The organism is Pseudoalteromonas ostreae (assembly GCF_018069805.1).
Lineage (GTDB): Bacteria > Pseudomonadota > Gammaproteobacteria > Enterobacterales > Alteromonadaceae > Pseudoalteromonas > Pseudoalteromonas ostreae.
Genome location: NZ_JAGPYN010000014.1, coordinates 90,539 through 115,219, shown reverse-complemented (window position 1 = coordinate 115,219; position 24,681 = coordinate 90,539). Strand labels below are relative to the sequence as shown.

Here is a 24,681-nt window from a genome sequence, read left to right as displayed (position 1 = left end):
TCCATTAAAGTACAATTTTATTTGTCATTACTAAGTAAATGTAATTGCAGGGTTGGAATGAGGTCTATTATTAATTTGGTAACTGCATCGTATGTTTGATTTAATAGTACCCAACCATCGGTTCCCATAATTTCAATTGATATTATAGTTAGTGCATTCATATTTAAAGTATCCCATAAACCTGAAATACGAAAAATCCCAAACTCGGTATCAATACGAGTAATGTTAAATGATTCCAAAATACTCTCTTTTATAAAAGCATTAAAATCAGAAAATGACATTTCCTGAATGTTTTACTTACAAAGCGAGCATAGCTGAGTCATTATTCTAATTCAATTAGTTCATACATCATTGCTAACTGGTGTTCTTAGTCCTCAATTAACCTCCTTAACTATTGCACTTCTCTTGAAAAGCTTCAAATATTAAACACTTTGTTACGCAAAAATACTGTTCAAAATATCTGAGCAATTTATACTGAGGGCATGTTGGTATGATCTGAGGTTTTCACGTGCAGTTTACGCAGGGTATGGAGTATTTTTTTTCGGGCTTTAAATTGATCACTCAAAAAGGCCTCAAACGTTTTGTATTTATTCCTTTATTAATCAATATAGTGCTTTTTGGTAGCTCATTATTCTTTTTATATGGCTGGCTTACCGATGGGTTTACTTATTTAAATGATCTATTACCAACGTGGTTAAGTTGGCTGGAGTGGCTGATGTGGCCTATTGCAGTATTAGTGATTTTATTTAGCTACAGTATGCTGTTTTCGGTGATCACTAATTTCATTGCCGCGCCCTTTAATGGCTTACTCAGTGAAAAAGTAGAGCTGTATTTAACCGGTCAAAAAATTAACGATGATGGCTTAGCGGAGATAGTGAAAGATGTGCCACGAATGCTTGGCCGTGAGTGGACAAAGTTGTGCTATTACCTACCACGCGCCATTGGCTTTTTTATCTTACTATGGATATTACCTGTTATCGGCCAAGTGTTATGGGTGATGTTTACCTGTTGGATGTATGCCGTGCAATACAAAGATTATCCGTTTGATAATCACAAAATTTGCTTTAAAGAAATGAAAGAAGACTTAAAACAAAAACAAACTCTCTCGTATGGATTCGGCTTAGCAGTGTTGTTGCTTACAGCCATTCCTATCGTGAATTTAATTGTTATGCCCGTCGCTGTGTGCGGCGCAACTCGCTTATGGGTTGATCAATACCGCCCTAAGTATCGCGAATAAAACGCTCAGAGGGGACGACAATAAGCCATTATTAAGTCCCCTATTTACGGCACTATTTACACTAAAACTTGCCGTGTATTAGCAATAAAATGGTGCACTTCGCGCTCTGTTTTAATGTCTACAGGCTGCTCTGGCTTGCGATCATTTGGACAAGGCATTCGAGGCGTAGTACCAAACAAGCGGCAAATCAACGGCCGCTCGTCATATACAGTGCAGCCTTTAGGGCCCAGATGTACACAATTAAATTCATTTAGTGCGGCTTCATGCTCGGCATCCGTTTTTACTGGTAATCGAGACATTTCTTCTGATGAAGTTGTTACGGGGCCACAGCAATCATGACAACCTTCAACACATTCAAACTGTGGTATATTAGCGCGCAAGCGCAAAATAACTTCTTGGTTCTTATACATCAATTTTTACCTTTATTTAGCCGGTATTCATGCCACACTAAAATTAATTAGCTATATAGGCTTTGCGGCACTTTCGTCACGTTCAAATGCACAGTGACTTCTTCCCTATCATGATATAAATGCTTAGCTTGTAGCTCATAGCTTATGCCGTATTTATTAAGCTCTTCTTTGATCATGGTTAAGCATTCATACACACTATCAAAACGCTTTTTCATAGGGAGTTTCAAGTTAAATATGAGCTCTTTGGCGTAGGCATTGACTGCCCAATCAATCATAAGACTGGTTACTTTGGTTGGTTTTTCTACCATATCGCATACTAACCAAGTAATATTTCTTTTCTCAGGGCGGTATTTAAAACCATCAACACGAAAGTGCTTAACTTGACCTGTTTGCATTAAATCATCATTCATTGGGCCGTTATCAATGGCGCTAACAAACATCCCGCGACGCACTAGTTGATACGTCCAACCACCTGGGCAAGCACCTAAGTCAACACTGCGCATACCGGCTTGAACTCGCGCTTCAACTTCGTTAGGTGGGATAAACACATTAAATGCTTCATCGAGCTTTAACGTAGAACGACTTGGCCCATCACTTGGCATTCTTAGTCGTAATATTCCCATAAAAAATGGGGAATTATTATAACTATATGAATGCCCAACATAAGCGGTGTTATTAGTTAAAAACATAATGTGCATAACGGGACGATTAGCTTTAGGTTCGCGTAACACGGTGTTTTGTTTCTCTAAAGCCTTTTTAAGTGGGGTAGAGATTTTTTTGCAGAAAGTTAACAGCTCTTTGCCTTCATTGGTATCGGGTGTTTCTACCCGTAGCTCTGAACAAAGTGGAAAATCGACCGCTGCTGTTACTATTTCGCCAACACGGTCTTCGACAGGCATGTTTTCAAGTAAAGTGCCGGCAAACCACTGACGGGCAAATACCATATTTTTGAAATCAACCTTTTTGATGATTTCATCACTATGCTGCGCTTCAAAACATTCGTAAATAACATAGCCGGTATTTGGCTTTGCTTTTACATACCCAGCAAAACCTTGCTCTGCGGCATGAAATGTTATTTCTGCAGCGGCATCATTTTCAAAACCACTGCGGCAGTAAATCACTACACTTGACATAAAAACCCTTTAATTGCTCTTTTGAGCGATATTCTCAATTAAAATTTAAACCGTGCTACTTGCACTAATAAAATAGTCCAACCAATAATAAAACATAAACCACCAACGGGTGTGATGGGGCCAAGCCACTTATAACCGGTGATTGCTAATAAATATAAACTGCCACTAAACAACAAAATACCAGCAATAATAAACCAACCAGCCGATGTAAGGTTTATTCCCCATTTTATTAAAATGGCAATCGCAATTAACGCAAGGCCATGCACCATCTGATACTCTGCCGCAGTTTTAAATACGCCAATAGCATATTCAGAAACACGGCTTTTTAAACCATGAGCCGCAAAGGCGCCCAACACCACTGATAGCATGCAAAATAAACTGCCAGCCATTAAAAATAGTTTAATCATAGTTTTTTTCCTGCGAAATTGCCTTTAGATGTGATGCTTGATAAACCCTGCGGCGTGCTCAGCTGCGCTTTGGATATTTTCAAGCTCCGTAAAGCCACTACGTTTACGCGGTTTTAAAGAATGATCGCCATCGACTAACCAAACAAACTCAGGGCGCTTATCAAGGTGCAATTGGGTTAATTCATCACGGGTGCCAAACGTATCCCGCTCTCCTTGAAGCACCATAAATGGGCATGCTATTTTACCAAAATGATCAATGCGTAATTTATCAGCCTTGCCTGGTGGATGAAATGGATAGCCAAATGCCAATACGCCTGAAATTGTTGGCATTGTTACTCGCTCTTCACTGACAAGCATTGATGCCATCCGCCCGCCCATTGACTTGCCACCAATAAATAACGGTAAGTTTGGCTGTACAAAAGTTAATACCTGTTCAAAATAATCCAGCAATTTTGGCGCCCGATCGGGAGGCCTGCGCTTATTGGTTTGCTTGGCAGTTTGCATATATTCAAAATCAAACAAACCTACATCAATCTCATGCGCAGCTATTAATTGCGCCATCTGCTGCATAAACTCAGAATCACTACCAGCACCTGCGCCATGGGCAAAAATAAACTGAGCTTTGGCTGGTGTGTTACTTTTTATCCATTCAATCATATTAATACTCTTGTTCTTGCTCAACGAGGCTTAGCATCCACTGCTTAAACGACACTATTTTACCTAATTCAGATTGCGTTTCACGGCTCACTAAATAATAAGCATTTTTACTTTCTAAACTGTGGTTAAACGGAATGACTAAACGTCCTGCATCAATATCTGGTTTAGCAAGCACACTGTTACCAATAGCAACTCCTTGACCATGCACAGCTGCTTGCAGCACCATTGATGAGTGGCTAAATATTGGCCCTTGGTTTACTTGCACATTACGTACACCGGCGGTTTTCATCCACGTTTTCCAGTTTTTCCGGGTGGTATCGTGTAATAAAGTATGGTTTGCCAAATCACTTGGCTGATCCAGCGGCTTTGGCCCTGTTAATAGCATAGGGCTACACAAAGGCACTAAGTATTCGGTATGCAGTTTATGCGTTTGCACGCCACTCCAATGACCACGGCCATAATAAATAGCCACATCAACATCATCGGTGAGTGAGTTTTCGTCTTGATCTTGGGCTTTTATTCGTACATCTATCTCAGGGTGCAGTTCGTTAAATAAGCTCAAGCGTGGCACTAACCATTGAATAGCAAAGCTGGGCGTTAAACTCACGGTTAATGAGCCTTTTGCACCACGGGCTAATAGCTTTTCGGTAGCGTCAATTAGCTGAGTAAATATTTCTTTAATATCTAAAAAGTAACCTTGACCTTCTTCGGTGAGCAATAAAGAACGGTTTTTACGCAAAAATAGTTTTAACCCAAGATGCTCTTCTAAGGTTTTTATTTGATGGCTAACCGCCGCCTGCGTGACGTATAACTCTTCAGCCGCTTTAGTAAAACTCAAATGGCGAGCAGCAGCTTCAAATGCTTTTAATGCGTTTAGTGGCGGAACACGTCGAGACATAGTGATCAAACTTAGAATTAGTTTTTCTTATGGGTTGATTATATACGCCAACTAGCAAGGTGTATATTCAAGACATAAAAAAAGCGACCTAAGTCGCTTTTAAGTATTCTTTAATATTATAAATCACTGGCACTGGTATCCAATGGGCCAAAGCTTTTAACTAAATCATCCACGGCTTTCATTTGACTTAAATAGCCTTCCAACTTACTTAATGCAAGCGCACATGGGCCGTCACATTTAGCTTCATTAGGATTAGGATGCGCTTCAATAAATAAACCCGCTAACCCTAATGCCATGCCGCTGCGAGCAAGCTCTGCGGCTTGTGCACGACGACCATCAGCAGAATCACTGCGCCCACCTGGACGTTGTAAAGCATGCGTTGCATCAAAAATGACCGGAGCCATTGGTTTCATGTCATCCATACCCAGCATATCAACCACTAAGTTGTTATAACCAAAGCTTGAACCACGTTCACACAAGGCAATGTTATTGTTGCCTGCTTCATTAAATTTAGTAATGATGTGGCGCATTTCATGGGGGGCTAAAAACTGTGGTTTTTTAGCGTTAATAATTGCGCCCGTTTTCGCCATTGCGACCACTAAATCTGTTTGGCGCGCCAAAAATGCTGGTAATTGGATCACATCAACCACTTCTGCCACAGGCGCTGCTTGATGCGGCTCATGGACGTCAGTGATCAAAGGAACATTAAAGGTATTTTTAATTTCTTCAAAAATCCTTAACCCTTCTTCCATACCAGGACCACGGTATGAATTAATTGAAGAACGGTTTGCTTTATCAAATGACGCTTTAAACACATAAGGAATATTAAGCTTAGTGGTCACTTCAACATAATGCTCAGCAATACGCATTGCTAAATCGCGCGATTCTAAAACATTCATGCCACCGAACAATACAAACGGTTTTTCGTTTGCTAATTCAATATCATTAATCTTAATCAGTTGGTTATTCATTTTTCATTCCTTAAGGTGCAACTGCTTGCATCATTAATCCACAAATATAGGCCATGTAAGTGCCCACGCCATAACCGAGTACGGCTAGTAACACACCAATCGGTGCAAGCGACGGGTGAAATGCTGACGCCACCACAGGTGCCGATGCAGCGCCGCCCACATTCGCTTGTGAGCCGACGGCCATATAAAATAGTGGCGCTTTAATTATTTTTGCCACAATTAACATTAAACTGGCGTGAGTAAGCATCCAAATTAAGCCAATGACGAAATACATAGGCGATTCAAATATAGCCTTAATATTCATATGAAGGCCAATTGACGCTACTAAAATATATAAAAAGCTGGAGGCTACTTTAGATGCGCCAAAGGCTTCAATATGACGTACTTTAGTAAACGACAATGCAATACCTATGGTCGTCGAAATAACAATTAACCAAAAGAACTTACTGTTTAAGCTATATTCTTGTGCCCACGGAAAGTTAGCGCCAAAGTAAGGTCCTAAAAAGTCTGCACAAAAATGCGCCAGACCGGTAATACCAAATGCAATTGCAATGATCAGCATATAATCATTGAGTGTTGGCAGACGTGCGTGCTCGGCTTGGTATTTTTCAACGCGATTTTTTAACTCTTCAATCGCGCTAGTATCCGCGCCTGTTTTCGCATCAATGGCTTTATGGTTGGCAGCCATTAACAGTAATACTGCCATCCATAAATTAGCGACAATCACGTCTACCGTAACCATTGCTGAGAATATATCTCCGCCAACTTCAAACATTTCTTTCATCGATGCTTGGTTTGCACCACCACCAATCCAGCTTCCAGCAATCGTGGTCATGCCACGCCATACTGCATCGGGGCCATGACCACCGACGGCTTCTGGATACACTGCGCTCATGATCAAAATGGCCAACGGGCCGCCGATCACAATACCTACAGTACCGGTTAAAAACATAATTAATGCTTTCGGGCCAAGATTAATAATGGCACGTAAATCAATACTAATGGTCAGTAAAATTAAGCACGCCGGAAGCAAGTAACGTGATGCTACAAAGTACACATTAGATGAATGACCATCAACAATGCCAAACGTATTCAATAGTGAAGGTAAAAAATAGCACAGTAATAATGCTGGGACATATTTGTAAAACTTTTTAAGCGCGCTATTTGAGCTGTTCGATGTTTTAAAAATAAAGCCTAATATTACTGCTAATAAACCAAAGACAACCGCATCATTAGTGATCAGGGCAGTATGGGCGTCAGCCATGTAAATTCCTTAAAAGTTAATGGTGAGTTTTGTGATTATCTTCAAGTTCTTCAAGTTGATGCTGAATAATGTCAATCGCAGGATCATCTGGGCACTCATCGATAAAAAATTGTAAATCGTCACGTGCCATTTTCGGACAATCTAGCTGGTTAAGTAAATAGCCTCTGTCGCGTCTTTCATACGGATCATCGCCTATTAGCTCCATCAACATCTCAACACAGCTTAAAGCATGGCCAAATTTATTACTGCTAATAAAGGCCCACTTTTGTTGTGCAAGATAAAGCTTATACACTTCTTCGTCAAAAATGAGCTCAAGCGGCTCTTGCTCATCACCATTTTCTTCACTGGCGTTTTCAGGAATAATATACCAGCTTTGTTGGCCAGAACTTGGCTCCAACAAATAACCTTCTTCGTCACTAATAGCAACATGGACATTTATTTCACTATTATTAATCGTTACATTTGCATCAAAGCCAGCATGGTTCAGCAAATGGCATAATAAAATACCCAGTGTTGTTTCAGAACCACTGCGCATACTCAGCATGTAGCTGAAACTATTGAGGGTATATTCGGGAACTTTTAAACTGGATACACTAAATAACCACTGCGTAAAAAACATATCAACTAACGCATCAAAGCGGTCGTGAATATCAGGGTACTGTTGGCATAGTTCAGTGACTTGATTTTCAAAGTCGCTCAGTGTGGCAAAGCTATCACTTAAATCGACTTGAGGATCCCACTTCGCTTCAGCGCTTATACAACGATACAACGCTTGGGGAACGAATGTGTCAAAAGCCTCATCTTGATAGGGTTCATTTTGATCTTCAAACCAAGGGGTGGTCATTAATACGGCAACATCTTTAATAGGAAATGAATGGCTAGTTTACCTATTTTTTTACACAGATACCAATGTAGCGCGTTAGATTAACGTTCAAAGACTGTTTAGTGCAGCCTTTGAACATATTTAGTTACAAAATAAACGCTGTTTTGGCAACCGCCAGCTTACCAATGAAGGCAATGACCACAGTCGTAACAACTAAAAACACAATTTTCATACTGGTTTTTTGCTGTCTACTGGCAATAATACCCAACGCAATATACGTCACTACAAGAATAATCTTTTCAAGCAGCCACATTTGTTCTAGCGGATTAATTTTTGCAATAGCCATCAGCGCGAAGGCTGAAATAAGTAAAAACGTATCGGTTGCGTGACTACCAATAAGTACAAATTTATTTTTAGCGATTGCACCACTGCCGAGGCGAGAAAATGAACGTACATAAAATAAAACAATGCTTAAAACGGCAATTGCCATGTGTGTGTGTTTGACTGCTAAATAATCCATATGCCCCTAACTACTCATTAATGTAAAAAGAAATTGTACCAATGTTATTATTAAACATGCCCACTCTAACGCATTAAATAACTCAACGATTCAATGCATTGGGTATTATTTTTTAATCTGGAAAACGCGTTAAAATTTCTTCGAGCTCTACTAGGTTATCGTTAAATGCATCGACCAGTTTAGGCTCAAAGTGTTTGCCTTTTTGCTGATTGATTTCATTAACAACATCATCAAGCGTCCAGGCTTCTTTGTAACAACGCTTATGGCGCAGCGCATCATACACATCTGCCAGCGCCACTATACGGCCAAAAATATGAATGTCATCTTCTTTTATCCCTTGTGGATAACCTGAACCATCCCACTTTTCATGGTGATCACGAGCAATCTGAGCACCCGCATTCACTATTTTTCGTCGTGAATCTTTTAAAATAAGGTAACCTTTTTGAGTATGTGTTTTCATAACATCCCACTCTTCAGAACTCAATTTACCTGGTTTATTTAAAATCGCGTCAGGGATACCGACTTTTCCAACATCATGCAGCGGCGATGCTAAACGAATTAAATCAGCCTCACGGCTCGATAAACCATACGCCAATGCCAAGGTATGACATATATGTGAGACCCGCTTAACATGATTACCTGTTTCAGTTGAACGCTGCTCCAGAGCTTCACTTAAACGAAGCACTAACTCTTGCTGAGTTGCTTCGACCTCTGATTGTAATTGCACATTTTCATACGCCAACTGTACATTTTGTGAAAATATCTCAATTAAATGACGCTGTGTTTCTGTTAGGTATTTAGGAATTCCAGAGATAAAAAGCATTGAATTATGATTATGTTCACTGCAACAGTATGCAAACAGGTAATTATCTTTATAAACAATGGTTTTATCTTTAAGTGCTTGCTTGCATGCTAGTAGCTGCTCGGTATTCAATACTTCTTCTATTGCTTTGCCTTCACTGCGCTCAAAATCGCCTCGCCCAGAAAACACCACCAATTTATGTTGATTATCTTGTGGGTTCCCTGCCACTAAGCTCGTGGCGTACATTGCCTGTTCAACGGTGCCAAGCAACGACGTTAACTGTTGCATCACCCCTTCAATAAAGTGATCAAGAGAGTGCGCTGAGAAAATGTCACGGGAGGCTTTAATTATTTTTTCAAGCCCTTGACGAGATTGCTCAATCGATAAAATATCGCGATAAGAACGAAGGCTCGACATTACTACTGTAAATAATTTTTGCGCTGTCAGTTCAGTTTTTGATTTGTAATCATTAATATCATAATTAACGATAACTTGGCGCTCTGGCGCTTGGCCTGGTTGACCTGTACGAAGGATAATACGGATATGATTATTTTTAGCGACTTCACGAATATATTGCGCGACTTTTAAACCTGCATCGTCGGTTTCCATCACCACATCAAGCAGTACAATTGCAGCATCGGGGTTGTTATCTATTTTTACTTTTGCCTCAGCCCCTGAGTACGCACTAATAAATTCTAAACGTTTGTCTTGAAACTCAAAATCACTTAATGCCAGTTTTGTGACTGCATGAACCTCAGGCTCATCATCAACAATGATGACTTTCCATGTCCCCTTAACTACTTCACTTTCAACTTCTTGTGGTTCATCCGAAAACAAAAAATCATCCATCATACTGAATCCTCAAAGGCGTTTATTTTGCTCTCGCACTGTAAATTATTATCGTTATCCAGGCCACTGTGCGAGCGTTACACGATCATTATTTGCTAAATCTTTAACTGTAAGTATATTTGTATACGCCATTTGTGCAAAAAAACTATGCACTTTAGTGCGTTGTTGATACCCATGCTCAATGAGAAGGTAACCATTTGACGTTAAAAAGTCACGCGCCTGAGTAATAATATACTTTATATCGGCCATACCGTCATCATCGGCTACTAATGCCGATAACGGCTCAAAGCGCACATCGCCTTGGCTTAAATGAATATCATCGTATTCAATATACGGCGGATTACTGACAATTAGATCAAACTGTTGCGCATCTACTTGGCTAAACCAATCACTTTGCACAAAGCCCACATTAATAAAACCTAAACGCTGCTTATTTGTATTCGCAAGCGTAATAGCATCAGCAACCCTATCAACCCCTGTAATTTGCCAAAGTGGCATTTCGCTGGCAAGTGCAAGCGCAATAGCACCAGTCCCAGTACCTAAATCAAGCACTTTGGCTGCCATAGGTAAAGATAAACTGAGGGCATATTCAACCAGTATTTCTGTATCAGGACGTGGTATTAAAGTGCTTGAATTAACTTGTAAAGGTAAGCTCCAAAACTCTCTTAAACCAGTAATATGAGCAACTGGTTCGCCATTTAAACGGCGCTGGCAGTGTTCATCAAATTGCTGCAGTTGCGCTGCGCTAAGCAGCTTTTCAGGCCAACTAAATAAATAACTATGCGGTTTTTGTAGCACATCAAGTAACAAAACTTGCGCGTCTAATTTGGCACTGTCGCTGCTACTTTGCAATAGCAAAGTAGCCCGTTTAATTGCCGATTCAACCGTGTCTGTCACAATTATTCATCACCCATTGCAGCGAGTAAGTCAGCCTGATGTTCTTGCATTAGCGGCTCAATCACACAAGCTAAGTCACCAGCAACCACCTCATTTAAACGGTATAAAGTGAGATTGATACGGTGATCTGTAATACGCCCTTGCGGGTAGTTATAAGTACGAATACGTTCCGAACGGTCACCGCTACCGACTAAATTACGACGCTCAGATGCTTCGGCAGCATGGCGTTTTTCATCTTCCGCTTGCTGTAAACGTGCAGCAAGCACTGACATAGCTTTCGCGCGATTTTTATGCTGTGAACGTTCATCTTGACACTCAACCACGACACCCGTTGGCAAGTGAGTAATACGAATTGCCGAGTCAGTTTTATTAACGTGCTGACCACCGGCACCTGAGGCACGGAACGTATCAACTTTAATATCAGCGGTATTAATTTGAATCGCTTCAGCTTCTGGCACTTCAGCCATTACCGCAACAGTACACGCAGAGGTATGTACTCGTCCTTGCGATTCAGTTTCTGGCACACGTTGTACCCGGTGAGCACCAGATTCAAACTTCAATTGCCCGTACACGCCTTCACCGCTAATGTTAGCAATGACTTCTTTGTAACCACCGTGTTCACCTTCATTGGTGCTCACAATCTCTACTTTCCATTTGTTAGTTTCAGCATAACGGGTATACATACGGAATAAATCACCAGCAAAAATGGCCGCTTCATCGCCCCCCGTGCCGGCGCGTACTTCTAAAAACACATTATTATTGTCGCGCGGATCTTTTGGTAGCATCAACACTTGTATTTGATCTTCGATAGCAAGGATTTGCGCTTTGGCTTCTTTGTATTCTTCTTGCGCCATCTCACGCATATCAGGATCCGAATCCTTTAGCATTTCTTCTGCTGTAGCAACATCATCTTGTGTTTGCTGATAGCCTAAAAATGCTTTAACAATTTCTTCCAACTCAGAATATTCTTTTGAAAGCGCACGAAAACGATTTTGGTCGCTAATAACTGACGGATCACTTAGCAGCGCTTGCACTTCTTCATAACGCTCTACTAAGGTTTCTAACTTACGATAAACAGACTCTTTCATGTAACTGCTATTCCTGATCAATACCTAACATTTTCTTTAATTGGCTTAACTGAGCAACTTCACCTTTTTTAGCCGCATCTTGAATTGCACGGGTAGGCGCGTGCATTAAACGGTTGGTTAACTTGTTGGCCAGCTCTAAAATAATCTTTTCTGCATCTTTACCGGTGTTTAATTGGCTGACTGCCTTATCAACCAGCTCAGACTTAATATCGTGTACATCTTGGCGATAAGAGCGGATCAGATCGACAGAATCGAGTGAACGCATCCACATCACAAATTCCGCACAGCGCTGGGTAATAATCACTTGCGCTTCATCGGCGGCTTGTTCTCTTGAAGCGATATTTTCGCTTACTATTGCCTGTAAGTCATCAACCGAATACAAATAGGCCGCATCTAATTCACCAACTTGGCTTTCAATATCGCGCGGTACTGCAATATCAATAAATAACATTGGCTTATTACGTCGTTGTTTTAGCGCTTGTTCAACTACCCCTTTACCAATAATTGGCAAAGTACTTGCTGTCGAACTGATCACAATATCCGCCTGATGTAAGCGTTCAGGTAACTGCGCTAACGCAATAACGTCGGCATTAACATCTTCGGCCAGTAGGCGCGCACGCTCTATGGTGCGGTTCGCCACGGTGATCTGTTGTGGTTCATTTTGATATAAATGTTTCGCTACCAGCTCAATTGTTTCCCCAGCACCAATTAATAGCACTTTGGTTTTATCTAACTTGCCATATATATGTTTAGCTAAATTAACCGCAGCATAAGCAACAGACACCGCACTGGCGCCTATATCGGTTTCCGTTCTTACTTGTTTTGCTACCGAAAAGGTTTTTTGAAATAACCGGTCAAATACTACACTCACCGAATTGTGATTTTTGGCGCTATTATAAGCTTGCTTTATTTGACCAAGAATTTGCGGTTCACCTAGCACCAAAGAATCTAGGCCACATGACACTCGCATTAAATGATTGATAGCATCATTATCTTGATGACAATATACATTACTGCTCAGTTCGTATTCATCCAAACCGTGGAAACTAGCTAACCATTGCAACAGTATTTGGGAATTTTGCTGAGCGAGGCTACAATAGATTTCTGTTCGATTACATGTTGACACAATAACCGCTTCATTAAACTGATCGTGATCGCTCAGTTGCTGTAATGCTGCCGACAATTGTTCAGGCGAAAAGGCAACCTTTTCACGTAATTCTACAGATGCGGTTTTATGATTAATACCAAGTGCTACTATGGTCATATGTGCCAAATATTGCTAAGCCGTGCTCGAAAGACGATAATTTTACCAAAAATCAGCGGAATATGGAAAGTAAGGAACGACATTTGATTAGACTATATTTGATTTTACTCACATTTTTTTTATTTTTAAGTGGTTGCGCGCAACAAATTCGGCCACAAACTGCCCTATATGATGACTGGAAGTCGCAATTATCCCAACAAAGTAATTGGCAAGTAGAAGGCAAACTTGCTTTTATTAGCTCAGATGAACGCCAATCAGTAAACTTAAATTGGCAACAACAAGAACAGTTAAATCAACTTATTTTAACGAGTTTTATCGGTACTCGGGTTTTGGCATTAACACAAAATAGCCACGGTGCTGAACTTGAATACGATGATCACATTTACCATGACATTAATGCATCGCGCCTGCTTGCTAGGCTGACTGGTTTTAATATACCAATGGACAGCGCCGATCATTGGTTAAAAGGCACAGTTAACGATCCAAGTTTGCAAGTTGATGAACTAGGCCGAGCTAAAAATGTAACGTGGCACTCAACCGATGGCGATCAATGGCAAATAAGCTACGCTGATTACCAACAATATGCCGGATTTTGGTTACCTACTAGGCTCACGTTAAAACACCACGATATTAAAATAAAAATTCAACTTTATGAATGGCACTTTGACTAACATGACTATGCACACTATGACTTCATTTTCGTTATTGGCTCCTGCCAAGCTCAATTTATTTTTACACATTAATGGCCGTCGTGAAGATGGCTATCATGAACTGGAAACCTTATTTACTTTTTTAAATTATGGCGATCAACTCACATTTACTTTATCTGAAACAACTGAAATTGAAGTCACTGGTGATACCTCTAATATTCCACTTAAAGATAATTTGATCTATAAAGCGGCCGTTTTATTACAAAAACACACAAATTCACTTTTTGGCGCAAAAATTAATTTAACTAAAATATTACCCATGGGAGGCGGCGTTGGTGGTGGTTCTTCAGATGCGGCAAGTACACTTTTAGCACTGAATAAATTATGGCACTGTCAATTATCCTTGCAAGAATTAGCAGCGCTTGGCGTGCAGTTAGGCGCAGATGTGCCGGTGTTCATTAACGGCAAAAGCGCCCTAGCTCAAGGGATTGGCGAGAAGTTAGTAAATGTAGAGCTGCCGTCAAAATGGTATTGTGTAGTGCATCCAAGTGAACATGTGAGCACCGCGAAAATTTTCACTCACCCAGATTTAAAACGTAATACACCGAAGCTAAAAGGCCCCTGGCAGCAACAAACATTAGCCAACGATTGCGAGCCTTTAGTTAAAAAGCTCTGCCCTGAGGTTGAAAAGACCCTCCAGTGGTTGCTAAAATACGCTCCGTCAAAGATGACTGGCACAGGTTCATGCTGTTTTGTTGAATTTGCCACGCAAAAAGAAGCGCAACATGTTCTTGAAAATCTCCCCCATAACTGGGACGGTTTTATTGCCAGCAGCGTTAATATCTCTCCTGCTCATACGCAGTTGAACGCTATACATTGAAGTAATGAAGTAACGTACAAGTAAATAAAGTTTAAGTTAATAAGCTATACTTTTCTTATCGCTTATTAGTCCAAAAATTCAGTGCCTGAGGAACCCTACCGTGCCTGACATGAAGCTCTTCGCTGGTAACGCAACACCTGAGTTAGCTCAAAAAGTTGCAAAACGTTTATATATTGAAGTTGGCGATGCTGTTGTTGGCCGTTTTAGCGACGGTGAGATCAGTGTTCAAATTAATGAAAATGTTCGTGGCTCGGATGTTTTTATTGTGCAATCAACCTGTGCCCCTACTAACGATAACTTGATGGAGCTTATTGTAATGGTTGATGCCTTACGTCGTGCATCTGCAGGTCGTATAACAGCCGTCATTCCTTATTTTGGTTATGCACGTCAAGATCGCCGCGTGCGCTCTGCTCGCGTACCAATCACAGCAAAAGTTGTTGCCGATTTCTTATCAAGTGTAGGTGTTGACCGAGTTCTAACGGTTGATTTACACGCTGAGCAAATCCAAGGCTTCTTTGATGTACCAGTTGATAATGTGTTCGGTAGCCCAGTGCTACTTGAAGATATGAAAGAGCGTCAATTTGATGATGTTGTTGTTGTATCACCTGATATCGGCGGTGTAGTTCGTGCCCGTGCTATTGCTAAGTTATTAAACGATACCGATCTTGCCATTATTGATAAGCGTCGCCCACAAGCGAATGTTTCTCAAGTAATGCACATTATTGGTGACGTTGAAGGCCGTGACTGTATCATTGTTGATGATATGATTGATACTGGCGGTACTTTATGTAAAGCAGCTGAAGCACTAAAAGAACACGGTGCTAAGCGAGTCTTTGCTTACGCTACTCACCCTGTACTTTCTGGCCAAGCAGTAGAAAATATTCGTAACTCAGTAATTGATGAAGTGATTGTAACAGACTCAATTCCACTGTCTGCTGAATTAAAAGCAATTGATAAAATTAAAGTGTTAACACTTGCAGATATGCTAGCTGAAACAATTCGCCGTATCAGCAATGAAGAATCTATTTCTGCGATGTTCGAACACTAAACGTTGTTTAGTTAAAACATTCAAATGTAATAAAGCGCCTCAATGGCGCTTTTTTTATGCGTCGTGTTTCTTTTAATCAGTGGTGGTGGTATGATAGCGCGCCTTTTGGCTAGGGACCTTGGTCGCAAAGGCCCTACACTATTTATTTATTGGAGACATCATGTCTAACGAAACTTATACATTTAATGCAGAATTACGCACAGCTACAGGTACAGGTGCGAGCCGCCGCCTACGTCGTGAAGATAAAATCCCTGCGATCCTTTACGGTGCTGACAAAGAAGCTGCATCTCTTACTTTTGAACACAAAGATATGATCAAAGCACAAGAAAGTGAAGGTTTCTACACTCACATTCTTACTCTTGATATCGCTGGTGAAAAAGTTGAAGCTATCCTTAAAGATATCCAACGTCACCCGTTCAAGCCTAAAATCACTCACCTTGATTTTCAACGTGTAGATGCTGCTCATAAACTTCACACTAAAGTGCCAGTTCACTTCATCGGTGAAGACGTAGTAACTAAAGCCGGTAACACTGTTGTTCACCAATTAACAGAAATCGAAATCACGTGTCTTCCTAAGTCACTTCCTGAGTTTGTTGAAGTTGACGTAGCTGGCTTAGTTGCTGGTGACTCAATCCACATCTCTGACGTTAAACTTCCAGCAGGTGTTTCATCTGTTGATTTAGCGAAAGGTGCTGATCACGACCAGTCTATCGTAACTATCAAAGCTAACAAAGCTGCGCCAGTTGAAGACGAAGCAGCAGAATAACTTTTAAGGTTTGCACCTTGAATTCTATTCAAATGCTTGTGGGCTTGGCTAATCCAGGCCCCGAATACGCAAACACACGCCATAATGCAGGTGCTTGGTTTATCGAGCAACTCGCTGCACGTTACAACTGTACACTAAAACACGAGCCTAAGTATCACGGCCTTACCGGCAAAGTGATCATCCAAGGTCAAGAATTCAAATTACTGATCCCCGCAACTTATATGAATTTAAGTGGTAAAGCGGTCGGTAGTTTAGCCAACTTTTTCAAAATCCCTGTTGAAAGCATTTTAGTTGCCCATGACGAAATGGATTTAGAACCCGGTGTTGCCAAGTTAAAGAAAGGTGGCGGACACGGTGGCCATAATGGTTTAAAAGACATTATCGCAAAAATGGCAAACCAAAAAGATTTCATGCGCTTACGCGTTGGAATAGGCCATCCAGGGCATCGTGAAATGGTCACCGGATGGGTGCTTGGTAAAGCAGCCAAAGAAGATCAAGAGAAAATGGATGCCGCAGTAGATGAAGCAGTTCGTTGTATGGAAATACTTGCAAAAGACGGTGTGTTAAAAGCACAAAACAGACTACATTCGTTTAAGCCATAATCGGTTCAACGGATCTAAACAAGGTATCTTAACTATGGGTTTCAAATGTGGCATCGTCGGTTTGCCTAATGTTGGTAAATCAACACTTTTCAATGCATTAACCAAAGCGGGTATCGAAGCCGCTAACTTTCCTTTTTGTACCATTGAACCAAATACGGGCGTGGTACCGGTGCCAGATCCTCGTCTAGACGAGCTTGCAAAAATTGTTAATCCACAACGCATCCTTACCACTAGTATGGAATTTGTGGATATTGCAGGTCTTGTAAAAGGCGCATCAAAAGGTGAAGGCTTGGGTAACCAATTTTTAGCTAACATCCGTGAAACAGATGCAATTGGTCACGTAGTTCGCTGTTTTGAAGATGAAAACGTAATTCACGTAGCGGGCACAATTGATCCAGCTGATGATATTGACGTGATCAACACTGAATTAGTACTTGCGGATATGGATAGCGCTGATAAAGCTATTTTCCGTAATGCAAAAAAAGCCAAAGGTGGTGATAAAGACGCTAAAGAACAAAATGCTGTTCTCGAAAAAGTAAAAGCACACCTTGATGAAGGCTTAACTTTACGCTCTTTAGCACTGACAAAAGAAGAAAAAGCAGCAATAGCTTCTATCAACTTCTTAACCATCAAACCAACAATGTATATTGCGAACGTTGCCGAAGATGGATTTGAGAATAACCCACATCTTGACCGTGTGCGCGCAATTGCCGCCGCTGAAGATGCGGTTGTTGTGCCAGTATGCGCAGCGATAGAGTCTGAACTCTCAGAACTGGATGACGAAGATAAACTTGAGTTTATGGCCGATCTTGGTCTTGAAGAGCCTGGTTTGAATCTTGTGATCCGCGGTGGCTATGAGTTACTACATTTACAAACCTACTTTACCGCAGGCGTAAAAGAAGTACGTGCATGGACCATTCCTGTTGGTGCGACGGCACCACAAGCCGCAGGTAAAATCCATACCGACTTTGAGCGTGGCTTTATTCGTGCACAAACTATCGCTTTTGATGACTTCATTGCATTTAAAGGTGAAAGTGGCGCAAAAGAAGCAGGTAAGATGCGCCAAGAAGGCAAAGAATACATAGTTAAAGATGGTGATGTAATGAACTTCTTGTTCAATGTTTAACATCCCCGTTCTTTAAATTACCACACTTAGTGGTTTTAAAGGCTCGTTTTTACGAGCCTTTTTTATTTTTGCACTATCGTTAAATATCAGCTGCTGTGAATAAGTCACAATAAAGCTGTTAAAAAAGCACCATATTTATTAAAATTTAGCCTGTTAGCCTATTTTTCCCGCAAACAAACTGAGATCCGTGTTTTTTTGCAAAAAAGGTGTTGACGGATTTGGGTCATATCAGCATAATACGCCCCGCACTCAGCGATGAAGTGCTAACAAAAAAGATGGCTAAGTAGCTCAGCTGGTTAGAGCACATCACTCATAATGATGGGGTCACAGGTTCAAATCCCGTCTTAGCCACCATTTATTTTTGTTGCTCAATGAAGAGTTTAAAATAACTACCTAGTGTTTAATTACACAAAGTATGTAGGAGTGATGAAATTGACAGTGGTCTTGAATTAGACGCTGGATCTAGGTTTCAAAGCATTAATACCTGTATGCTCGATGCGGGAGTGGCGGAATTGGTAGACGCGCTGGATTTAGGTTCCAGTAACTTAGGTTGTGAGAGTTCAAGTCTCTCCTTCCGCACCATGTTCTCGATGAGAACTGAAATTATCACTTGTTTATTGTTGGGATATCGCCAAGCGGTAAGGCACCAGGTTTTGATCCTGGCATTCCCAGGTTCAAATCCTGGTATCCCAGCCAACAATGGCTAAGTAGCTCAGCTGGTTAGAGCACATCACTCATAATGATGGGGTCACAGGTTCAAATCCCGTCTTAGCCACCATTTCTTTTGAAATGGCTCTGTAGGAGTTTAAACTACACTCAATGAAGAGTTTAAAATAACTACCTAGTGTTTAATTACACAAAGTATGCGGGAGTGGCGGAATTGGTAGACGCGCTGGATTTAGGTTCCAGTAACTTCGGTTGTGAGAGTTCAAGTCTCTCCTTCCGCACCATGTTCTTGATAAGAATTAAAACTATCAACTGTTTCTTTGTTGGGATATCGCCAAGCGGTAAGGCACCAGGTTTTGATCCTGGCATTCCCAGGTTCAAATCCTGGTATCCCAGCCAACTTCTTCTACCAAAGAATGTTGTTAAAGAATAACTCTAGCTACGAGTATAAACAGCAAAAACGTATATAATTATACGGACTATGCGGGAGTGGCGGAATTGGTAGACGCGCTGGATTTAGGTTCCAGTATCTTAGGATGTGAGAGTTCAAGTCTCTCCTTCCGCACCATGTTCTTGATAAGAATTAAAACTATCAACTGTTTCTTTGTTGGGATATCGCCAAGCGGTAAGGCACCAGGTTTTGATCCTGGCATTCCCAGGTTCAAATCCTGGTATCCCAGCCAACTTCTTATACTAAAGAATGTTGTTAAAGAATAACTCTAGCTACGAGTATAAACAGCAAAAACGTATATAATTATACAGACTATGCGGGAGTGGCGGAATTGACAGTTGTCTTGAATTAGACGCTGGATTTAGGTTCCAATACATTAATACTGTGTATGCTCGATGCGGGAGTGGCGGAATTGGTAGACGCGCTGGATTTAGGTTCCAGTATCTTAGGATGTGAGAGTTCAAGTCTCTCCTTCCGCACCATGTTCTTACCTAGAACTAAAACTAATAAAATTTAAAGTTGGGATATCGCCAAGCGGTAAGGCACCAGGTTTTGATCCTGGCATTCCCAGGTTCAAATCCTGGTATCCCAGCCAATTTTATCTAACACCTACATTAAATTTTCCTTTATAAATTCATCTAGTGGTACTGCCCGACTATATAAAAAGCCTTGTACATAATCACAGTTTAATTTAATTAATGCTTGTTCAATGTCTTTTTCTTCAATGCCTTCAGCAACTACATTACAATTAAGTCTGCTTGCTAAAAATATTGTTGACTCAACAATTGCATATGCCGTAGGCTCATTAAGCATGTTCTTTATAAATGATTGATCTATCTTTATTTGATCTATTGGTAGTTCCCTTAATAAAACCAATGAAGAAAAACCGGTTCCAAAATCGTCTACACTAAACTTAAAACCCATCTTACTCAATTTAGACATCATTTCACGAGCTGCATTCAAACTAGTCATCATTGCGTTTTCCGTGATCTCAAAAATGATTGATTCACTCATACTAGGCTCCAAATCAACAAGCATTTCAATAAAATAATAAAACTCTTTACTTTCTAGATCGTTAGGTGAGAGATTTATATGAAGCAAACCAGAAAACCCATGTGCTTTAAGTTTTTTTAAATGCTTTAGAGAATTTAATACAATCCATTGAGACAAAGGCAAAATCAGCCCAGTTTGTTCTGCCACACTAATCACCTTATTTGGCGGTATAAACTCTCCATCTTCTTTTGGCCAACGTATGAGTACTTCAGCACCATGTAACTGCTGGCCAAAGGCCGATAAAATAGGTTGTAAATACAATTCAAATTCATCACTTTGCAGCGCTTTTTCAATCTGTTTAGACATCTCGCTTAACTCTCGCGCTCTGTGGCCTAACTCAGGAAAATAAACAACAACTTGATGACCCGTCTTTTTTGCTTCGTACATAGCCAAATCAGCTTGTATTAGCAGTTCATGTTGCTGCTGGCTATCATCAGGGAACCGACTTACCCCAATACTCAACATCACCATTATTTTTTGCTTCTTAATAGTAAAAGGAAAGCTGATCGCAGTATTAATCGCAGCAATACAATTGGAATATGTTTTTTCTTCTCGTGAAAACAAAATAAGCGCGAATTCATCACCACCAATCCTATATAGATTAGCGATCCCAGATAAATGCTGTTGTAAGCTCTTAGAAAGCACACTTAAAAGCTCATCACCATATTGATGACCAAATCCATCATTTACTTGTTTAAAGCCGTTTAAATCTATAAACAATAACGTAAATGGGTTAGCCTGAGTAATTTGCTTTTCAAGAACACGAAAAAATTTGTTTCTACTTGGCAGGCGAGTAAGACTGTCATGCTCAGCTAAAAAGCGTTGCTGCGCACTTGTCTTTTCAATTTTAATAATACTACTTAAGCTTAATCGAGTGACGAGTATCACAAAACCACTGCCGCCAAATAAGATTAATGAAACACTCGAAGTTACAAAGGTATCAGCACCATGGGTAAAAAAATAATATACTACCCACCAATAACCAGTTATAAAAAAAATAATCAGTACAAATAATAAGGCCCATTGTGAGCTATTAGTTTTTTTATAGATTAGAAATGTAGGCTTTAAGCTTACGGCTAAAAGAAAAGTACCTGCTAAAATTATGAAAATAAAAAAATTATTCACATTAGCGCTTCTATAATCAGGTTGAGTGCAATTTAAAGAAAATTAACGCCTATATTTCCGATTACTTTAAATACAAACAAGTGGTAAAAGTTAGCAAAAAAGCTTTGTTTGCTCGGATACAAGAAGATCAACTTTTTATTTTTTAATAAAATTCACGAACACATCCGTACATAAATAAAATTGATATTCTGATTAAAGCTTTATTGTCGATAACTTTAATCTAGTCCAATTATCCACCAATTGCGTATTTTAGAAGCTGATTTTTAAAAAAAACTGAATTGTTTGCCACTTTCAAAAAGTGGCTGCGTGCCCACTGTAATGGGGTTAATTGATTAGAAAAACCAAAATAACAGGCATCCATCATACTCATCATTAACAAATTTGCTTTGCGTCTAGTTTGCTCATATTGTTTGAGGTATTGTGCGGCACCTACATCGTCTGCATTTTTTAATATGTCAGCAAGCGCAACGACATCTTGAAAGCCTAAGTTAACCCCCTGCCCTGCGAGCGGATTAATAGTGTGTGCTGCATCGCCAACCAGCACGATACGGCCATCTGAATAGCTGTTGGCATGTTGGCGAGTTAACGGAAACACTGCATGTTCTATGACATCAAAATCCCCAGCTAAAGGCGGAAAATGTGCAAGCAGTTGCTGTTTTAATTCGTTTGCTGAAAGTTGCTGCCATTGCTTTAATTGCTTTGCATCGTGGTAACAAATTAAATTGGCGTATGGTGCCTGCATAGGTAAAAAAGCTACCGGACCTGAGGGCTTAAACTGCTGCCATGTTTTTACTTGTTGTGGCGCGTCTAGTTTTATTAATACTCCCATACAGTGCTGGCCATATTGCCAACCCGTAACACCAATACCGGCCTGTTGACGTAATAACGATTGCCCACCATCTGCAGCAACAACTAAATCGGCAGTATATTGCTGCGCACCATAATGCAATGTCACTTGCTGTTCGCTTTGCTCAATTGCGGACAATGATTGTGGTGTTTCAATCACTTCGATATTGTGCTGTGCAAACTGTTGCCAGATACTCGCTTGAATTAAATTATTTTCAATTAAGTGGCCTAAATGAGTGGTATTAATATCGTGACAATCAAACAAAAGGTTATCGCCCGTTCGTTCAAACGCTTCGAGCTGTTGATATGGGGCATGTCGATGCACTCGTAAAATAGGCATAGCGCCTAAGTCATCTAATAAGTTTTCTGAAAAACGATTGATAGCAGATACACGAATATCAACTTTTTCACTTGCCAGTACTGCATCAGCATCAATTATCTGCTGCTCAATCACTGTTACTTGGCATCCTTGTTTAGCGAGTTTAACTGCTGTAGCGGCACCAACCATGCCGCCGCCGACAACAACAACCTTGTTTTTCATCATTTTTAGTCACTAATTTGGTTATTTTCAGTGCGCTTGATTGTATCGTACTTCTGTTTGCAAGTGCGAGTGAGTTTCATCTTAATCAACCATAAAACGCACTTTGTTTGACTTCAATTCACAAACATAAAAACTATACTTGGATCTAGACGGGTATCCAGCTAAAATACGCGTCCTTTAAGTAAGCGAACGTGCCGCTTATCCTGTTTAGCGCACAACCGTGCCACTACCGAATTGAAAACGAGGCTATATTTCAATGAGTAAAAAGCTGCATATTAAAACCTGGGGTTGTCAGATGAATGAATACGACTCTCAGAAAATGGCTGATCTTCTCGATACAACCAACGGCTACCAGTTAACTGATGAAGCTGGGGATGCAGATGTTATTCTACTCAATACCTGTTCAATTCGCGAAAAAGCGCAGGAAAAAGTATTCCATCAACTAGGCCGTTGGAAATTACTCAAAGATGACAAACCCGATCTGATCATCGGTGTTGGTGGCTGTGTTGCGTCACAAGAAGGCGATTCAATTCGCCAACGCGCACCATTTGTTGACGTTATTTTTGGCCCTCAAACATTGCACCGTTTACCTGAAATGATCAAACAAGTGCAAGGTAACAAAGGCAGCTCTGTGGTTGATATTTCATTCCCAGAGATTGAAAAGTTTGACCGTTTACCAGAGCCAAAAGCAGACGGTCCTTCTGCATTCGTATCTATTATGGAAGGCTGCTCTAAATACTGTACCTTTTGCGTAGTACCTTACACGCGTGGCGAAGAAGTCAGCCGCCCACTTGATGATGTATTACTTGAAGTTGCACAACTAGCTGAGCAAGGTGTACGCGAAGTAAACTTACTAGGTCAAAACGTAAATGCTTATCGCGGCGAAACACACGATGGTGAAATTTGTTACTTCTCAGATTTAATTCGTTATGTAGCGGCCATTGATGGGATTGACCGTATTCGTTATACCACTTCACACCCTGTAGAATTTACGCCAGACATCATTGACGCATACGCCGACGTGCCTGAGCTTGTGGATCACTTACATTTACCAGTACAAAGTGGTTCGGATCGTATTCTTAATTTAATGAAACGTGGTCACACTGCGATTGAGTACAAATCAACGATCCGTAAATTACGTAAAATTCGCCCTAATTTAAGTATGTCATCAGACTTTATCATTGGCTTCCCTGGCGAAAGCACCGCTGATTTTGAAGCCACTATGAACCTTATCAATGATATTGGTTTTGATATGAGCTTTAGCTTTATCTACAGCGCACGTCCAGGTACACCTGCAGCAGACTTACCTGACGATGTCAGCGAGCAAGAAAAGAAAGAGCGTTTATACCTGTTACAAAATCGTATTACCCAAATGGCGCAACAGATCAGTCGCCAAATGTTTGATACTGAACAACGTATTTTAGTTGAAGGCCCATCGAAGAAAAATCCGATGGAGCTACGTGGTCGTACTGAAAACAACCGCGTAGTAAACTTTATTGGCCCGCACACTGTGATCGGTCAGTTTGTTGATGTACGTATCACTGAAGCACTACCAAACTCTTTACGTGGTGACTTAATTCGTACAGAATCTCAAATGAACTTACGCCGAGCGGTTACGCCTGCTGAAATTTTAAGTAAAGCAGCAAAGCCAGAGCCGCAAGCAATCCCTGATGAATTAGGTGTGGCGACTTTCGTTCCGTAGGCGAA

Annotated in this window: 24 protein-coding genes and 10 tRNA genes; 18 read left to right on the top strand and 16 right to left on the bottom strand. The window is 40.6% G+C overall.

Annotation, left to right across the window (positions count from 1 at the left end; translation table 11 throughout):
* Window positions 1-17 precede the first annotated feature (17 nt).
* Window positions 18-281: a hypothetical protein gene (locus tag J7338_RS12960; protein ID WP_228732985.1), complete on the bottom strand. Its 264-nt coding sequence runs from the start codon at window positions 279-281 to the stop codon at window positions 18-20.
* A gap of 245 nt (window positions 282-526) precedes the next feature.
* Here J7338_RS12960 and cysZ point away from each other — a divergent pair, with 245 nt between their 5' ends.
* Window positions 527-1,237, top strand: a complete 711-nt coding sequence (gene cysZ, locus J7338_RS12955) for a sulfate transporter CysZ (RefSeq protein WP_215909083.1) — start codon at window positions 527-529, stop codon at window positions 1,235-1,237.
* Window positions 1,238-1,293: 56 nt separating this feature from the next.
* On the opposite strand, the gene J7338_RS12950 is transcribed toward cysZ, so the two are convergent.
* From J7338_RS12950 to hemA, 13 genes are all read right to left on the bottom strand, one after another.
* Window positions 1,294-1,647: a YkgJ family cysteine cluster protein gene (locus tag J7338_RS12950; RefSeq protein ID WP_210797447.1), complete on the bottom strand. Its 354-nt coding sequence runs from the start codon at window positions 1,645-1,647 to the stop codon at window positions 1,294-1,296.
* Between the two features lie 47 nt (window positions 1,648-1,694).
* Entirely contained in the window at window positions 1,695-2,780 is a 1,086-nt protein-coding gene (gene rlmM / locus J7338_RS12945; protein WP_210797446.1) for a 23S rRNA (cytidine(2498)-2'-O)-methyltransferase RlmM, read from the bottom strand.
* A gap of 38 nt (window positions 2,781-2,818) precedes the next feature.
* On the bottom strand, window positions 2,819-3,187 hold the full coding sequence (locus tag J7338_RS12940) for a DUF423 domain-containing protein (RefSeq protein WP_210797445.1): 369 nt from the start codon (window positions 3,185-3,187) through the stop codon (window positions 2,819-2,821).
* Between the two features lie 24 nt (window positions 3,188-3,211).
* A complete protein-coding gene (locus J7338_RS12935) occupies window positions 3,212-3,844 on the bottom strand; it encodes an alpha/beta family hydrolase (protein ID WP_210797444.1) in 633 nt (210 codons plus the stop codon).
* A gap of 1 nt (window position 3,845) precedes the next feature.
* On the bottom strand, window positions 3,846-4,742 hold the full coding sequence (locus J7338_RS12930; protein ID WP_145240653.1) for a transcriptional regulator GcvA: 897 nt from the start codon (window positions 4,740-4,742) through the stop codon (window positions 3,846-3,848).
* A 116-nt stretch (window positions 4,743-4,858) separates the two neighbouring features.
* Window positions 4,859-5,713: a 3-deoxy-8-phosphooctulonate synthase gene (gene kdsA / locus J7338_RS12925; protein WP_210797443.1), complete on the bottom strand. Its 855-nt coding sequence runs from the start codon at window positions 5,711-5,713 to the stop codon at window positions 4,859-4,861.
* A gap of 10 nt (window positions 5,714-5,723) precedes the next feature.
* Window positions 5,724-6,977, bottom strand: a complete 1,254-nt coding sequence (locus J7338_RS12920) for a DUF819 family protein (RefSeq protein ID WP_210797442.1) — start codon at window positions 6,975-6,977, stop codon at window positions 5,724-5,726.
* Window positions 6,978-6,993: 16 nt separating this feature from the next.
* The gene (locus J7338_RS12915; RefSeq protein ID WP_210797441.1) at window positions 6,994-7,821 is read right to left on the bottom strand and encodes a tetratricopeptide repeat protein; all 828 of its coding nucleotides are present in this window, start codon (window positions 7,819-7,821) and stop codon (window positions 6,994-6,996) included.
* Window positions 7,822-7,945: 124 nt separating this feature from the next.
* Window positions 7,946-8,320, bottom strand: a complete 375-nt coding sequence (locus J7338_RS12910; protein ID WP_210797440.1) for a SirB2 family protein — start codon at window positions 8,318-8,320, stop codon at window positions 7,946-7,948.
* Window positions 8,321-8,432: 112 nt separating this feature from the next.
* A complete protein-coding gene (locus J7338_RS12905) occupies window positions 8,433-9,974 on the bottom strand; it encodes a response regulator (protein WP_210797439.1) in 1,542 nt (513 codons plus the stop codon).
* Window positions 9,975-10,025: 51 nt separating this feature from the next.
* Window positions 10,026-10,868 (bottom strand): peptide chain release factor N(5)-glutamine methyltransferase, encoded by an 843-nt coding sequence (gene prmC / locus J7338_RS12900; protein ID WP_210797438.1) that lies wholly within the window; start codon window positions 10,866-10,868, stop codon window positions 10,026-10,028.
* Between the two features lie 2 nt (window positions 10,869-10,870).
* Window positions 10,871-11,956, bottom strand: a complete 1,086-nt coding sequence (gene prfA / locus J7338_RS12895) for a peptide chain release factor 1 (RefSeq protein ID WP_210797437.1) — start codon at window positions 11,954-11,956, stop codon at window positions 10,871-10,873.
* Window positions 11,957-11,963: 7 nt separating this feature from the next.
* Complete coding sequence (hemA, locus tag J7338_RS12890) at window positions 11,964-13,220, bottom strand: glutamyl-tRNA reductase (protein ID WP_210797436.1); 1,257 nt, start codon at window positions 13,218-13,220, stop codon at window positions 11,964-11,966.
* Between the two features lie 83 nt (window positions 13,221-13,303).
* Here hemA and lolB point away from each other — a divergent pair, with 83 nt between their 5' ends.
* The 16 genes from lolB to J7338_RS12810 all read left to right on the top strand — a co-directional run bounded on the left by lolB (window position 13,304) and on the right by J7338_RS12810 (window position 20,004).
* Complete coding sequence (gene lolB, locus J7338_RS12885; protein ID WP_210797435.1) at window positions 13,304-13,891, top strand: lipoprotein insertase outer membrane protein LolB; 588 nt, start codon at window positions 13,304-13,306, stop codon at window positions 13,889-13,891.
* Between the two features lie 7 nt (window positions 13,892-13,898).
* Complete coding sequence (gene ispE, locus J7338_RS12880) at window positions 13,899-14,750, top strand: 4-(cytidine 5'-diphospho)-2-C-methyl-D-erythritol kinase (protein WP_210797469.1); 852 nt, start codon at window positions 13,899-13,901, stop codon at window positions 14,748-14,750.
* 100 nt (window positions 14,751-14,850) lie between these two features.
* Window positions 14,851-15,798, top strand: coding sequence for a ribose-phosphate pyrophosphokinase (locus J7338_RS12875; RefSeq protein ID WP_149980715.1), 948 nt, complete (start codon window positions 14,851-14,853; stop codon window positions 15,796-15,798).
* A gap of 160 nt (window positions 15,799-15,958) precedes the next feature.
* Window positions 15,959-16,564 carry a 50S ribosomal protein L25/general stress protein Ctc gene (locus tag J7338_RS12870; RefSeq protein WP_210797434.1) on the top strand — a complete coding sequence of 202 codons (606 nt, stop codon included), beginning with the start codon at window positions 15,959-15,961 and terminating at the stop codon, window positions 16,562-16,564.
* A gap of 17 nt (window positions 16,565-16,581) precedes the next feature.
* Window positions 16,582-17,166 carry an aminoacyl-tRNA hydrolase gene (pth, locus tag J7338_RS12865; protein ID WP_338052497.1) on the top strand — a complete coding sequence of 195 codons (585 nt, stop codon included), beginning with the start codon at window positions 16,582-16,584 and terminating at the stop codon, window positions 17,164-17,166.
* 34 nt (window positions 17,167-17,200) lie between these two features.
* Entirely contained in the window at window positions 17,201-18,292 is a 1,092-nt protein-coding gene (gene ychF, locus J7338_RS12860) for a redox-regulated ATPase YchF (protein ID WP_210797433.1), read from the top strand.
* 277 nt (window positions 18,293-18,569) lie between these two features.
* Window positions 18,570-18,646, top strand: a tRNA-Met gene (locus J7338_RS12855).
* 143 nt (window positions 18,647-18,789) lie between these two features.
* Window positions 18,790-18,874: transfer RNA gene (locus tag J7338_RS12850), tRNA-Leu, on the top strand.
* Between the two features lie 39 nt (window positions 18,875-18,913).
* Window positions 18,914-18,988, top strand: a tRNA-Gln gene (locus J7338_RS12845).
* A gap of 5 nt (window positions 18,989-18,993) precedes the next feature.
* Window positions 18,994-19,070, top strand: a tRNA-Met gene (locus tag J7338_RS12840).
* A gap of 87 nt (window positions 19,071-19,157) precedes the next feature.
* Window positions 19,158-19,242, top strand: a tRNA-Leu gene (locus J7338_RS12835).
* A gap of 40 nt (window positions 19,243-19,282) precedes the next feature.
* Window positions 19,283-19,357, top strand: a tRNA-Gln gene (locus J7338_RS12830).
* An 84-nt stretch (window positions 19,358-19,441) separates the two neighbouring features.
* Window positions 19,442-19,526: transfer RNA gene (locus J7338_RS12825), tRNA-Leu, on the top strand.
* 40 nt (window positions 19,527-19,566) lie between these two features.
* A tRNA-Gln gene (locus J7338_RS12820) sits at window positions 19,567-19,641 on the top strand.
* 165 nt (window positions 19,642-19,806) lie between these two features.
* Window positions 19,807-19,891, top strand: a tRNA-Leu gene (locus J7338_RS12815).
* A 38-nt stretch (window positions 19,892-19,929) separates the two neighbouring features.
* Window positions 19,930-20,004, top strand: a tRNA-Gln gene (locus J7338_RS12810).
* A gap of 14 nt (window positions 20,005-20,018) precedes the next feature.
* On the opposite strand, the gene J7338_RS12805 is transcribed toward J7338_RS12810, so the two are convergent.
* Both J7338_RS12805 and J7338_RS12800 read right to left on the bottom strand, forming a co-directional pair.
* Window positions 20,019-21,587 carry a putative bifunctional diguanylate cyclase/phosphodiesterase gene (locus tag J7338_RS12805; protein WP_210797432.1) on the bottom strand — a complete coding sequence of 523 codons (1,569 nt, stop codon included), beginning with the start codon at window positions 21,585-21,587 and terminating at the stop codon, window positions 20,019-20,021.
* Between the two features lie 229 nt (window positions 21,588-21,816).
* The gene (locus J7338_RS12800) at window positions 21,817-22,977 is read right to left on the bottom strand and encodes an FAD-dependent oxidoreductase (RefSeq protein ID WP_210797431.1); all 1,161 of its coding nucleotides are present in this window, start codon (window positions 22,975-22,977) and stop codon (window positions 21,817-21,819) included.
* A gap of 253 nt (window positions 22,978-23,230) precedes the next feature.
* On the opposite strand from J7338_RS12800, the gene miaB reads away from it, so the two are divergent.
* Window positions 23,231-24,676: a tRNA (N6-isopentenyl adenosine(37)-C2)-methylthiotransferase MiaB gene (miaB, locus tag J7338_RS12795; protein WP_210797430.1), complete on the top strand. Its 1,446-nt coding sequence runs from the start codon at window positions 23,231-23,233 to the stop codon at window positions 24,674-24,676.
* Window positions 24,677-24,681 lie beyond the last annotated feature (5 nt).